Source organism: Intrasporangium sp. (genome assembly GCF_032907665.1).
Classification (GTDB): Bacteria; Actinomycetota; Actinomycetes; order Actinomycetales; family Dermatophilaceae; genus Intrasporangium.
The window spans coordinates 25,993-39,572 of sequence record NZ_JAJJPG010000018.1; the positions used below are offsets into that span (position 1 = coordinate 25,993).

Below are 13,580 nucleotides of genomic sequence, written 5' to 3' on the forward strand. Positions count from 1 at the left end.
GCTGGAGCAGCCGGAGCAGCTGGAGCAGCCGGAGCAGCTGGAGCAGCACGGCGACCACGCGCCGATCACGCTGTCGGCCGCGTTGGCGGTGTCGGCGCTCGCCGTGCTCACCGTCGTCGGCACCCTCTTCCTCACCGGCATCGAGGGCGCGATCCACGTCGGGGTGGTGACGGCCGTGCTGTCCGTCCTCCTCATCGCCGGAGCGGCGTTCGCCGTGTGGACACTGAGCAGACAAGGGCGCGACGACGCGGCCGACCGGCTGCCCTCGGCCGTGCGGGTCGGGGCCGAGCGGGGATTCGGCGCCGACACGGCCTACACACGCATCGGAGGGGCCGTCACCGCACTGGCGCGCCTCGTCGTGGTCCTCGACCGGGACGTGGTCGACGCCTACCCGCGGGCGACGGCCGTGGCCACGCGCGGCCTGGGACGGCTCGGGGAGCGCAGCCATCGCGCGATCCCCTCCCTCGCCCTGGTCGGCCTCGTGGTCGGCGTCGGACTCGTCGTCGCGCTGGGGGTGCTGGCATGGCAGTGACGGCCCTCCTGCTCGTGCCGCTCCTCGCGGCCATCGTCCTGCTCGCGATGCCCGCCGCGCCCGCACTCGACCGCGCCATCGCGATCTCCGCCTCGGTCGTCACCGCAGGACTCGCGATCCTCGTCGTCCAGGGCAGTCACAGCGTCGACGTGCCGTGGATCCGCAGCCTCGGCATCCGGTGGCACTTCGCGGTGGACGGCATCTCGGCCGCCCTGGTCCTGCTCACTGCTCTGCTCGTCGTCGCCGTCGTGCTCCACGCGCTCGCCGGTCCGACCCCGCCGGGCGGCTCCCGCTCGACATACCTCGGCTGCATCCTCCTCGTCGAGACGGGTGCCCTCGCGACCTTCCTCGCCCGTGACGCGATCCTCTTCTTCATCGCCTTCGAGGTCGTGCTCGTCCCCATGTGGCTCCTCATCCGGCGCTTCGGTGACGACCACGTGCGCGATGAGGCCCGCGGCGACGCCTCGGCCCGGTTCGTCCTGTTCACCGTCTTCGGCTCGACGCTCATGCTCATCGGGATCCTGCTCCTCGTCTCCCACCAGGGCACGTCGGACCTCGCAGCCCTGGCCGAGCTCCACGGCGAGGGGCTGGCCCACGGCCTCGAGGTCGCCATCGCTGCCATCCTGCTCACCGGACTGGCCGTCAAGGTGCCGCTCTGGCCCCTGCACACGTGGCTGCCGTCCGCGCACACCATCGCGCCGACCGCAGGTTCCGTCCTGCTCGCCGCGGTCCTGCTCAAGATGGGCACCTACGGGATCGTCCGGCTCGCGGTCGCCACCGTCCCGGAGGGCGTGGCGACCCTGAGCCCGGCGCTCGCGGTCCTCGGCGCCGTCGGCACCATCTGGGGAGGCCTCGCCTGCCTCGTCGAGCGCGACCTCAAGCGACTCATCGCCTACAGCTCCGTGGCCCACATGGGCTTCATCGCCATCGCGCTCGCCTCGGGCAGCCACACCGGCCTGCAGGCGGCGTTGTTCGGCAACATCGCCCACGGCATCGTCTCGGCCCTGCTCTTCTTCCTCGTCGGCGACCTCAAGGAGCAGTGGGGCTCGGCCGACCTGGCGACGCCGAGGGCCGGGCTCCGCGACCGCGCACCACGCTTCGGTGTCGCGTTCGTCTTCGGGCTCGCAGCGGCCCTGGGCCTGCCCGGCCTGGTGAGCTTCTGGGGCGAGTTCCTCGCCCTCTATGCCGCGTGGTCGCCCGCCCCGGGCGCCAACGTCGGCGTGCTGCGCGCGACCGTCGTCGTCGGCGCCGTCGGGCTCGCTCTCGCAGCCGGCTACGCCCTCCGCGTCGCCCGGATCATCTGGGCCGGCGAGGGAGCGCCTGAGTCAGCCCCTGACAGTGTGCCTGGCGCGGTCGCCGGGGTCGTCGAGGACGCGCGCGGTGTCCGGTGGGGAGTCGCCCTGGCCCTCGTCGTCGCCATGGTCACGCTCGGTGTCGTCCCCCACCTGCTGCTGTCCATCTCGGAGCTCGATGCCGCCGGCCTGCTCACGGGGGTGACCCGATGACGGGGCTCGAGATCGACTACGTGACCCTCCTGCCGGCGCTCGTCCCGATCGGGGGAGCGGTCCTCGTCCTCGTGGCCGACCTCATCCGCCCGAGCCTTCGGCGGATCCCCTTCGCCATCGCTGGGCTGGCCGTGGTCGCGAGCGGCGCCGCCACGGTCCCTGGCCTCGCCCAGGTCCGTGGTGATGCCCAGGCGACGCTGTGTCTCTCACCTCGAGCCCCGGACTCGGGTTCCGGAGCCCTGCCATCGGGTGTCGAGGGCCTGCCGCGGACCTGCTTCTGGCAGGCCGACTCGCTGACGAGCTCGCTCCAGCTCGCCGCCGCCATCGCCACCCTCGTCGTCGTCCTCCTCGCCTGGCCGCGAGCCCGCACCCGGGCAGACCGCGACGGCACGGGCGAGCCGATCGAGGCCATCCTGCTGCTCGTCGCGTTCGCAGGCACGGTCGTCGTCGCCGCGAGCCGGGACCTCGGCACGTGGCTCATCGCGCTGGAGCTGGCCACCCTGCCCGTCATCGCGCTGATCGCCCTCTCCGGGAGGCGGGGCGCCGTCGCCGGTGCGGTCCAGCTCCTCGTCACCTCGCTCGTGTCCTTCGCCCTGCTCGTGCTCGGCGCCGCCCTCTGGCTCGTCGCGACGGGAACGCCGATGCTCGACGCGAACGCGGCACTGCTCGGTGAGGGCTACCAGGTCGAGGCGATCGGGGCGGGTGCCGTCGCCTGGCCCGATGCGTCCAGCGCCATCCTCGCGCTCGCCGTCGTCCTCATCATTGCGGGCCTCGGTTTCAAGCTCTCGCTCGTGCCGTTCCACGCGTGGACGCCGACGGCCTACGCCGGCGCGTCCGTTCCCGTGGCGACCTTCCTGGCCACCGTGTCGAAGCTCGGGGCGCTCGCCGCCCTGCTCGTCGTCCTTCGCGCCATCACCGTGGTGGGCGCCTCGGCGCTCGCGGCCATCGCGCTGCTCGCCGTGCTGAGCATGACGGTGGGCAACATCATGGCGCTGCGCCAGCATGACGTCGTGCGCCTGCTCGCGTGGTCGACGGTCGCCCAAGCAGGGTGGGTGGTGCTGCCTCTCGTCAGCGTGTCTTCGCTCGGCAACCGGGCAGCCGGCACCTACCTGCTCACATACGTCGTCGCCACGGCCGTCGCCTTCGCCGTCGTCGCGCTCATGCTGCGCGACCGTCCTGGTTCGGGCCGCACACTCGATGCCTACGAGGGCCTGTGGCATCGGCGGCCTTGGCGGGCAGGAGCCCTCGCCCTCGCCCTCACCTCGCTCGCCGGGCTGCCGCCGGGCATCATCGGTCTCGTCGGCAAGATCGTCGCCCTGCGGCCCGTCGTCGTCGAGGGCTGGATCTGGCTGGCCGTGATCGCGGCTGCCAACGCGGTGCTCGGTGTCGCCGTCTACCTGCGTTGGCTGCGCCCCGTCGTGACGACCACCGAGGAGTCCGCCGAGGTGCTGCCGGCGACCCGGGGACCGGGCAGCCGGCGTGCCATCATCGCCGGTCTCGTCATCGGCTCGGCCCTGCTCGTGGTGGTCAGCGTCCAGCCCGACGTGCTGCTCCGCCTCCTCGGCTGACCGCCCCGACGCCGTCAGGGCCCGGTTGCGATGCGCTCGGCGAGCCAGGCGAGCGCCAGCGGGTAGCGGTAGTCGATCGCGCCGTGCCCCGCGTCGAAGGTCTCGACGTGCAGGCGCTCCTCGGGCAGGCCGATCCGCCGAACCTCGGCCTCGAAGGCCTGCGCCCCGAGGTCGAGGAACCACTCGTCGCGGGTTCCGGCGTCGATCCACACCGCGCGCCAGGACCTGACTGCCTCGGCGTGACGCTCCACCATCCGCACCGGGTCCCAGTCGAGCCAGCGCTGCCACACGTCGGGCAGCAGCCGTCCGGTGCGTTGGTCGAAGGGCAGGACGGGTGTCCCGTCAGCCGCCGCAGAGAAGCAGGCGGCCACGCCGAGCACCATGAGCAGGGTGTCGTCGCCCTCCTTCGTGAAGGGGATGCGTCCGCGGAAGTCGTCCCACCATCGCTGGATGTCGGCGTCGTAGTCGCGCAGGAGGCGGACGGCCTTGGCGAAGTCGGGAAGGTAGCAGTACTCGTAGAGGGAGTCGCCGGCGTGGGTCGCCAGTGCGCCGAAGAGGTCCGGCCGGAGCATCGGCGTGATCATCGCGCCGAAGCCACCACTCGACTTCCCGGCGATGGCGCGGTGCTCCGGTGCCGGAACGGTCCGGTAACGGCCGTCGACGAAGGGGACGATCTCGTCGCAGAGGTAGGAGTGGTAGGGGCCGGTGCCAGGGGAGTCGACGAACTGGCTGCCGCCGTAGGCCGTCCATGCGTCGACGTAGACGACGATCGTCGGGGGAGCCTCACCGCTCGCGAAGGTCGCATCGGCCGTCTCGGGGAAGGGCTGGCGGAAGGGGGTGCGGTTGCGCCACATCGCCAGATGTCCGGTGTAGCCCTGGATGACGTAGACCGAGGCGTAGCGGCGGTCCGGCTCGTCGTCGTACCCGGGCGGGACGTAGACCCACAGCGGACGCTCGTGCGGATCGCCGAGCGGGTTGCCCCGCAACAGCGCGCTCTCGATGACGTGCTCGTCGACGCGTCCGGCCAGTTCTGCAGACCACGGCAGCATGCGTCCACCGTAGACCGCTCGGCGCGGGAACACGGGGGGAACACGTGCTGCCGACCACTCGTTCACCGGGCATGCACAACCATTTCAACGGGCTCAAGACGGCTGCGCTCTTCGGCGCCATCTGGGCTCTCTTGCTCGGGATCGGTTCCCTCATCGGGGGCGGCCGCTACATCTGGCTCTTCGCGCTCATCGGTGTGGCGACGACCTTCTACGGCTACTGGAACTCCGACAAGATCGCCATCCGCGCCATGCACGCCTACCCCGTCTCGGAGGCGCAGGCGCCGGCGATGTACCGCATCGTCCGCGAGCTCTCGACCGCCGCGGGCAAGCCGATGCCGCGGCTCTACGTGTCGCCGACGGAGGCGCCCAACGCGTTCGCCACGGGGCGCAACCCGAAGAACGCCGCCGTGTGTGCGACCGAGGGCCTGCTCGGCCTGCTCGACGAGCGCGAGCTGCGCGGCGTGCTCGGGCACGAGCTGATGCACGTCTACAACCGCGACATCCTCACGAGCTCGGTCGCGGCCGCGATCGCCGGTGTCATCACGTCCATCGGCCAGATGCTCATGTTCACGAGCATGTTCGGCGGCTCCGACGAGAACCGCCCCAACCCGCTCGCCCTGCTCGCCATGTCCTTCCTCGCACCGATGGCCGCGATGATGATCCAGCTCGCCATCAGCCGGACGCGGGAGTTCGACGCCGACGAGGACGGCTCGCGGCTGACGGGTGACCCGCTGGCCCTCGCATCGGCCCTGCGCAAGCTCGAGGCGGGGGTGGCGCGGGCACCCCTCGCGCCGCAGCGGCAGATCGTCAACGCGAGCCACATGATGATCGCCAACCCGTTCCGCGCCCAGGACGTGTCGCGGTTCTTCGCCACCCACCCGCCGATGGAGCAGCGGATCGCCCGCCTCCAGCGGCTCGCCGGGGGGCCGGTCCAGCACTGATCCACAACGACTCGGCCATCGAGGCAGTGGGGAGCCCGTTGATCTGGCAGGCTCGCCCTCATGCGTAGCCTCACCCTGGCCGAGGCCCGAGAGCGGGCCGAGCTCATCTCCGTCACGTCGTATGCCGTTGAGCTCGATCTCGACCACGGTGACCAGGTCTTCGGCTCGGTCTCGAGCATCGCCTTCACGTGCAGCTCACCGGGTGCCGACAGCTGGGTCGACGTCAAGGCACGGTCGATCGAGTCGGCGACCTTGAACGGTGTCCCACTCGACCCCGCCGAGGCCACGGAGGGGCGGCTGCCGCTGACCGGGCTGGCCGCGGACAATGTCCTCGTCGTGCGGGCCACGATGGCCTACAGCCACGACGGCCAGGGGCTGCACCGGGCCACCGACCCGGCCGACCGTCGCGACTACGTCTACGGGCATCTCTTCCTCGACGCCGCGCCACGGGTCTTCGCCTGCTTCGACCAGCCGGACCTCAAGGCGCCCTACGACCTCACTGTGCGTGCGCCGCAGGGCTGGACGGTCCTCGGCAACGGCGCCTCGCACGAGGTGGCGCCGGGCCGGTGGCAGCTGGCGACGACGCGGCCCCTGGCCACCTACTTCGTGACCGTCTGCGCTGGGCCCTACGTGTCCGTGCGGGACGAGCACGACGGCATCCCGCTCGGGATCCACGCGCGTGCCTCGCTGCAGGAGCCGCTGGAGCGTCACGCGCCGGAGCTGTTCGAGGTGACGCGGCAGTCTTTCGACTACTTCCACGGCCTCTTCGGGATCCGCTACCCGTTCGGTGAGTACCACCAGGTGTTCGTCCCGGAGTTCAACGCGGGAGCGATGGAGAACCCCGGCTGCGTCACGCTCCGAGACCAGTACCTCTTCCGCGGGGCTGCGACCCGCGACGAGCTGCTGAGCCGGGCCAACACCGTGAGCCACGAGATGTCGCACATGTGGTTCGGGGACCTCGTCACGATGAAGTGGTGGGACGACCTGTGGCTCAACGAGTCCTTCGCCGAGTACATGTCCCACCGCTGCCTCGTCGAGGCCACCGAGTACGCCGATGCGTGGGTCGACTCGTCGATCGTGCGCAAGGTGTGGGGCTACGGCGCCGAGCGTTCGCCGTCGACGCATCCTGTGGCGGGCGTCGAGGCCCTCGATGCCCAGAGCGCTCTCCAGAACTTCGACGGCATCTCCTACGCGAAGGGCGCAGCGGTCCTCCGCCAGCTCATCGCCTATGTCGGTGACGACGCCTTCGTCGGCGGCCTGCGCACCTACCTCACCGACAAGTCCTACGCCAACGGGACGCTGGCCGACTTCCTCGGCGCCATCGAGCGCGCCAGTGGCATGGACCTCACGGCGTGGTCGGGCGCCTGGCTGCTCACCGCCGGCCGTGACACGATCTCCGTCGACCTCGAGGCACCCGAGGGCGTCGTGCAGGCCGCGAGACTGCTGCGCGCCGCTCCCCCGTCCCATCCGGCCGACCGGCCGCACGCCCTCGACGTGGCGGGCTGGGCCGACGGCACCGAGGTGTCGCGGGTCCAGGTGACGGTGGAGAGCGAGGTGACGCCTCTCGACGGGATCGCGGGCACGCCCGAGCCTGCTGTGCTCGTGCCCAACGCCGGTGACCTCACCTGGGCGCGGGTGCGGCTCGACGAAGGGACTCTCGCGGCCCTGCCGACGCAGCTGGCCAGGGTCCCCGATGCCCAGGCCCGCGCGGTCGTCTGGTCGGCGCTCATCGACGGCGTCCACGTCGCGGAGGTGTCGCCCGCGACCTTCCTCGACGTCTTCGCGTCGACGTGGAGCACCGAGGCCAACGCGTCGATCCTCACGCGCATGGCGCTCTATGCCGAGCACCGGATCGTGCCGTACTTCGTCCCGCGCGACGCACAGGCCGGCGCCCTCGCCCGGCTCGCCCGGAGCGGTCGGGACCTGCTCGGGCGGGCCGAGGAGGGCTCGACGCGGTCGCTCGCCGCGGCGCGGCTCCTCGCCGGGACCAGCGACGACGAGACGCTCCTGCGGGCCTGGGCCGAGGGTTCGGGGCTGCCCCACGGCCTCGAGGACGACGGAGACTTCCGCTGGATCGTCGTGCGCAACCTCGCGGCTCGCGGCCTCATCGACGCGTCCGCGGTCGACTCCTACCGGGCGCGGGACGACACGTTGCAGGGCAGCCTCAACGCGCTCATGTGCCGGGCTGCCTTGCCGGTCCCGGAGGAGAAGGCTTGGGCCTGGGACCAGCTGACGGGACACCACGCGCGCTCGAACTACGAGATGGTGCACCTCGCTCGCGGGTTCTGGATGTCTCCGGACGACCGGCTCGTCGCGGACTACGTCGCGCGCTACTTCTCCGACGTCCCGGCGATGTCGGGCTGGGTGGGCGAGGACGCCCTGTCCCGAGTCGTGCTGGCGGCGTTCCCGAAGGTGTTCACGGAGGAGACCGAGGCTCTCAGCGCCCGCGCACTGCGCCGCGATGACCTCACGCCGGCCGTGCGGAGGTCGCTCGTCGACGCGGACTCGGACCTCCGGGAGGCGCTGGCATCACGGGCGGCCTTCGCCTCGGTGTTCCGGGCGGGCGTCTGACGGTAATGGGGCGGCGACAGCCGTCGGGTCGACGAGCCGAGGCCTCAGCCCTCGAGCGAGTAGGCGACGGCGTGGCGCGGCTCATAGAGGAGGATGTCGTCCGCGCCCGGCACCTTCATGAAGACGATGCGTCCGAAGCTCTCGTCGACCGGCTCGGTGGCGAACTCCGCGCCGCGCGAGGCCAGGTCGGCCATCGTCCCGTCGAGGTCGTCGCACATGAGGGTGATCGAGTGATGACGCTCGGCCCGGAAGGACGAGTCCTTGGCGCTCGTGGGGTGGACGCCGACCTCGCTCGGCCCGGTCCGGAAGATGAGCCATTCGGGATCGCCCTCGGGGACCTCGTCGCTGACGTACGGCCACTGGAGCACGTCCCGGAGGAACGCCCGCGTGGCAGGCGCGTCGTCGGAGTAGATGAGCGTGTGCACCGCGGTGATCATGCCTCGACGGTAGCCGCGAGTCGTCGGGGGGGACAGGTGTACGCGCCCTCCCGGGCTGTCGGGTGGGTCACCAGGGGCTCGGCTGGTAGTCCTTGATGAAGCAGCCGTAGAGGTCCTCGCCCGCCTCACCGCGCACGATGGGGTCGTAGACGCGGGCGGCGCCGTCGACGAGGTCCAGCGGCGCGTGCCAGCCCTCGGCGGCGATCCGCAGCTTGTCGTCGTGCGGCCGCTCGTCGGTGATCCAGCCGGTGTCGACGGCGGTCATGAGGATCCGGTCGGTCTCGTAGAGCTCGCCCGCACTGGTCCGGGTCAGCATGTTGAGCGCGGCCTTGGCCATGTTCGTGTGTGGGTGGCCGGGCCCCTTGTACCTCCGGGAGAACTGTCCTTCCATCGCCGACACGTTGACCACGTAGGCCCGGCGAGCGCCCTGCGCGACCGCCGCCCGCAGGGCAGGGCGGAGCCGGCTGACGAGGATGAACGGAGCGGTCGAGTTGCACAGCTGCACCTCGAGCAGCTCGAGCGGGTCGACCTCGTCGACCTTCTGGGTCCACGAGTTGCTGTGCTGGAGGTCGGGGAGCAGCCCACCCGCGTCGACGGCGGTGCCGGCGAGGTGGGCGCCGAGGCTGGCGTGTCCCGCCGTCATGGCCTTGCCGGTCAGGGCGAGGGCGGTGAGGGAGGCTGCCGTCTGGGTCGCGAGGGCCGACTCGGTCCGCTCGCTCTCGTGGTGGGCCACGACCTGGCGGTCGAGTGCGCCGGAGATGGCCGCCGGGTGCGCCTCGCTGATCCGGTCGAAGGTGACCAGCTCCGGGAGGGCGATGCCGTCGGGGAGCGGTGCGGACTCCGCCTCGACGAGCTGGCTGTAGGCACCGGGCGAGCGGCGCACCGTCTGCGCGGCGTTGTTGACGAGGATGTCGAGTGGTCCCGCGGCCGTGACCTCGTCCGCGAGGGCGACGACCTGGGTCGGGTCCCGCAGGTCGATGCCGACGATCTTCAGTCGCCCGATCCAGTCGGCACTGTCCTCCAGGGCGGCGAACCGTCGCATCGCGTCCCTGGGGAAGCGCGTCGTGATCGTCGTGTGGGCGCCGTCTCGCAGCAGGCGAAGCGCGATGTACATGCCGATCTTGGCGCGTCCGCCGGTGAGGAGCGCGCGGCGGCCGGTGAGGTCGGTGCGCTGGTCGCGCTTGGCGTGGGAGCTCGCAGCGCACGACGGGCAGAGCCAGTGGTAGAACGCGTCGACGAGCGTGTAGTCGGCCTTGCAGATGTAGCAGCCGCGCGGGTTGACCAGTTCACCGGCATAGGCGCCCTTGGCCGTCGAGCTGAGCGGGATGCCCTTGGTCTCGTCGTCGATCCGCATCGGTGAGCCGGTGGCCGTCGACTCGAGGACGGCCCGGTCGGCCTTGCGCTCCGCCCACGTCTTCGCGTTGCGCCGGTCCTTCTTGAGCCGCTTGTGCATCAGCGACGCCGCCCGCTTCAGCGTCTCGATGTCGGGGTCGTCCTGCTCCAGGGAGGGCACCGCGGCGAGGACGCGCAGTGCGGTCGCCACGTCGGCCGGGTCGAGGGTGGATGGCGGCTGGTTCACCGGAGCAGGGTACGGTCCCACGCCCGAACGCCCCGAATCCGGCCACCCGACCCCGGGGCGGCACCCCCAAGGTCGAGTGGCCCCAAACGCGCCTTGGAGGCCGTGGGAGGGCCGGCGTTCGGGGCCACTCGACTGGTGGGGGGCTGCATTTGGGGCCACTCGACTGATGGGTCGAGTGGCCCCGAACGCCGTCCCACGGTGGGCACCCCCGCGGGGTCAGCGTGTCGTCGGCCTGGCCGCGAGTGTCACCGGGACGTCCTGCCGCGACCCGTCCCGGATGATCGTCAGGGTCACCTTCTCCCCGGCGGTGCGCTCACGGATCTGCGCGACGAGGGCGGTGGACGAGTCCACCGGATCGCCGTCGATCGCGATGACGACGTCGCCCGCCCGGATCCCGGCCTGCTCGGCCGGCGCTCCGTCGGTGAGCTCGGCGATCTCGGCGCCGGCGCGCTTCGCAGCACCGTCCTCGACCACGGCGTTGCGAGCGCTGACGCCGAGGAAGGCGTGCTCTGCCGTGCCGTCGGCGATGAGCTGGTCCGCGATCGACTTCGCCTCGCTCACGGGGATGGCGAAGCCGATGCCGATGTTGCCGCTGGGCCCGCCCAAGCCGCCGCCGAGCTGGGCGATGGAGCTGTTGATCCCGATGAGCTCGCCCTGGGCGTTGACGAGGGCCCCGCCGGAGTTGCCCGGGTTGATCGCGGCCGACGTCTGGATCGCGTTGGTGACGACCGGCTCGGAACCCTGGTTGCCGAAGGGGGACTCGTTCGACGAGCCCGTGGTCACGGGACGGTCCAGCGCGCTGATGATGCCCGTGGTGACGGTCCCGGAGAGGCCGAGCGGGTTCCCGATCGCCATGACCGGGTCGCCGACGGCGAGCGCGTCCGAGTCGCCGAGGGTCATCGGCGTGAGGTCGTCGGGTGCGGCGTCGAGCTTGATGACGGCGAGGTCGGTCGACGGGTCGGTCCCGACGATCGACGCCTCGAAGGTCCGCCCGTCCGACAGGGTCACCTGGATCGCGCCGTTGCCGCGGGCACCCTCGACGACGTGATTGTTCGTCACGATGTGGCCCGCCGCGTCGAGGATGACGCCGGAGCCGGCGCCGCCTTCGAGCTCGATGCTGACGACGCTCGGCGTCACCGCCTCGGCGACGGCCGACCAGTCCGGGGCCGCCGCGTTGCCCTGGATGACCGTCGGAGACGTGCCTGCGTCGTTGGTGGTCGTCGTCGACGCAGCCGGAGCGCCCGAGTCGGGCTCGTTCGCCTGCGTCAGGGCGTACGTGCCGCCACTGGCGAGCACGGCTGCGAGCAGCGCGACCCCGGCCGTCTGGGCGAGCCCGCGGCCCTTCCGCGGCTCGGCGCCTCGCGGTGGGGCGCTGACCGGCTGGTACGGCGGCGGTGGTGTCGGAGGGGTCGAGGTCGCCGTGCTGCTGTAGGCGCCGGGTCCTGGGCTCGATCCGCGGCTCGATCCGCTCTCGGGCGGCCCGGGGCTCGCCGGGGCGGCGGCCGGGATCTCCTGGGTCTGACCCGACTCGGGCAGGTGCTGCGTGTCGCGCGGTGCGAGCGTCATGGCTTCTCCTCGTTCGGTCGGCTCCATCGATGACACGCCACGAGGATGGGTGGGGCGTGTGGCCATTCTATGAGTCTCCTGTGAGCGGTACCCGAAGTGGAGGCGGCCATGCGCTGTGCGCGCGGCGGCGCGGAGCGAGCCCAGCGGCATACGACACTGCGCCTGCGGAGGCAGCGCCTGCTCTTACTCGATGTCCTGCGCGTCGACGATGCGATACGAGTAGCCCTGCTCGGCGAGGAAGCGCTGCCGGTGGGCCGCGAAGTCGGCGTCGACGGTGTCGCGGGCGACAACGGTGTAGAAGTGCGCGGTCCGCCCGTCGCCCTTGGGTCGCAGGACGCGACCGAGGCGCTGGGCCTCCTCCTGGCGGGAACCGAAGGTGCCGCTCACCTGGATCGCGACACTGGCCTCCGGCAGGTCGATGGAGAAGTTCGCGACCTTGGAGACGACGAGCCGGCTGATCTCGCCGGTCCGGAACGCGTCGTAGAGCCGCTGCCTCTCCCGGACGGTCGTCTCCCCCGTGATGACGTCCGCCTCGAGGCGCTCGGCGATCTCGTGCAGCTGGTCGAGGTACTGCCCGATGATGAGGGTGGGCTCGGCCGTATGCCGCTGGGCCAGCCTCTCGACGACAGCGAGCTTCGCGTCGGCGCAGCTCGCGAGCCGGTAGCGGTCCTCCGGCTCGGCCGTGGCGTAGGTGAGCCGGAGGCTGTCGGGAAGGGTGACTCGCACCTCGATGCAGTCGGCGGGGGCGATGTAGCCCTGGGCCTCGATGTCCTTCCACGGCGCGTCGAAGCGCTTGGGGCCGATGAGGCTGAAGACGTCCGCCTCTCGCCCGTCCTCACGCACCAGGGTCGCCGTGAGACCGAGGCGGCGGCGGGCCTGGAGGTCGGCGGTCATCCGGAAGATCGGCGCCGGGAGCAGGTGCACCTCGTCGTAGACGATGAGGCCCCAGTCGCGGGCGTCGAGCAGGTCGAGGTGGGTGTAGGCGCCCTTCCGCTTGGTCGTCAGGACCTGGTAGGTCGCGATGGTGACGGGGCGGATCTCCTTGCGGGCACCCGAGTACTCGCCGATCTCGTCCTCCGTCAGGCTCGTGCGGCGGATGAGCTCGTCCTTCCACTGCCGGGCACTCACGGTGTTGGTGACGAGGATCAGGGTGGTGGCCTTCGCCGCGGCCATCGCTCCGGCGCCGACGAGCGTCTTGCCGGCACCGCAGGGCAGGACGACGACGCCCGACCCGCCGTGCCAGAAGCCGTCGACGGCGTGCTGCTGGTAGGGCCGCAGGTGCCACGTGTCCTGCTCCAGGTCGATCGGGTGCGCCTCGCCGTCGACGTAGCCGGCCAGGTCCTCTGCGGGCCAGCCGACCTTGAGCAGCTCCTGCTTGAGGTGTCCGCGCTCGCTGGGGTGGACGACGACGGCGAGGTCGTCGAGCCGCTCCCCGGTGAGCGGCTTGATCTTCTTGTGGCGCAGGACCTCCTCGAGCACGGGGCGGTCGGTCGTGCGCAGCACGAGGCGGGTGCCCCCGGGAGAGTCGGCGACGCCGTCCTTCTCGAGGGTGAGGCGCCCGTAACGGTCCATCGTGTCGGCCACGTCGACGAGCAGCGCGTGGGGCACGGCGTAGCGGCTGAAGGTGATGAGCGTGTCGACGACCTGCTCGGCGTCATGGCCGGCGGCGCGGGCGTTCCACAGGCCGAGCGGGGTGATCCGGTAGGTGTGGACGTGCTCCGGTGCGCGCTCGAGCTCCGCGAAGGGTGCGATCGCGCGGCGGGCCTCCTCGGCGCGGGGGTGGTCGACCTCGAGGAGCAGGGTCTTGTCGCTCTGGACGATCAGGGGTCCGT

The 13,580-nt window shown here is 71.6% G+C and carries 9 protein-coding genes and 1 pseudogene; 5 read left to right on the forward strand and 5 right to left on the reverse strand.

From position 1 onward, the window contains the following. The 3 genes and pseudogenes from LOY02_RS04810 to LOY02_RS04820 form a co-directional block, all read left to right on the forward strand. Positions 1–532, forward strand: a pseudogene (locus tag LOY02_RS04810) (NADH-quinone oxidoreductase subunit L); the annotation flags it as partial. Next, positions 523–2,037, forward strand: coding sequence for an NADH-quinone oxidoreductase subunit M (locus LOY02_RS04815; protein ID WP_317181194.1), 1,515 nt, complete (start codon positions 523–525; stop codon positions 2,035–2,037). The pseudogene LOY02_RS04810 and the gene LOY02_RS04815, both read left to right, overlap by 10 nt. Further along, a complete protein-coding gene (locus LOY02_RS04820) occupies positions 2,034–3,605 on the forward strand; it encodes an NADH-quinone oxidoreductase subunit N (protein ID WP_317181195.1) in 1,572 nt (523 codons plus the stop codon). The genes LOY02_RS04815 and LOY02_RS04820 overlap by 4 nt, the downstream gene beginning before the upstream one ends. A gap of 14 nt (positions 3,606–3,619) precedes the next feature. On the opposite strand, the gene LOY02_RS04825 is transcribed toward LOY02_RS04820, so the two are convergent. Beyond that, positions 3,620–4,654, reverse strand: coding sequence for an alpha/beta hydrolase (locus LOY02_RS04825; RefSeq protein WP_317181196.1), 1,035 nt, complete (start codon positions 4,652–4,654; stop codon positions 3,620–3,622). Positions 4,655–4,725: 71 nt separating this feature from the next. Here LOY02_RS04825 and htpX point away from each other — a divergent pair, with 71 nt between their 5' ends. Together htpX and pepN are read left to right on the forward strand one after the other, a co-directional pair. Beyond that, positions 4,726–5,595 (forward strand): zinc metalloprotease HtpX, encoded by an 870-nt coding sequence (htpX, locus tag LOY02_RS04830; RefSeq protein ID WP_317181197.1) that lies wholly within the window; start codon positions 4,726–4,728, stop codon positions 5,593–5,595. 60 nt (positions 5,596–5,655) lie between these two features. Next, positions 5,656–8,166, forward strand: coding sequence for an aminopeptidase N (gene pepN, locus LOY02_RS04835; RefSeq protein WP_317181198.1), 2,511 nt, complete (start codon positions 5,656–5,658; stop codon positions 8,164–8,166). 44 nt (positions 8,167–8,210) lie between these two features. Here pepN and LOY02_RS04840 read toward each other — a convergent pair whose 3' ends face one another. The 4 genes from LOY02_RS04840 to LOY02_RS04855 all read right to left on the reverse strand — a co-directional run. Next, the gene (locus LOY02_RS04840; protein WP_317181199.1) at positions 8,211–8,603 is read right to left on the reverse strand and encodes a VOC family protein; all 393 of its coding nucleotides are present in this window, start codon (positions 8,601–8,603) and stop codon (positions 8,211–8,213) included. A gap of 67 nt (positions 8,604–8,670) precedes the next feature. Further along, the gene (locus LOY02_RS04845) at positions 8,671–10,182 is read right to left on the reverse strand and encodes an SDR family NAD(P)-dependent oxidoreductase (RefSeq protein WP_317181200.1); all 1,512 of its coding nucleotides are present in this window, start codon (positions 10,180–10,182) and stop codon (positions 8,671–8,673) included. A 216-nt stretch (positions 10,183–10,398) separates the two neighbouring features. Then, positions 10,399–11,748, reverse strand: coding sequence for a S1C family serine protease (locus LOY02_RS04850; RefSeq protein ID WP_317181201.1), 1,350 nt, complete (start codon positions 11,746–11,748; stop codon positions 10,399–10,401). Between the two features lie 183 nt (positions 11,749–11,931). Then, positions 11,932–13,580 (reverse strand): DNA repair helicase XPB (locus tag LOY02_RS04855; RefSeq protein WP_317181202.1); only part of this gene is annotated, 1,649 nt, incomplete at its 5' end.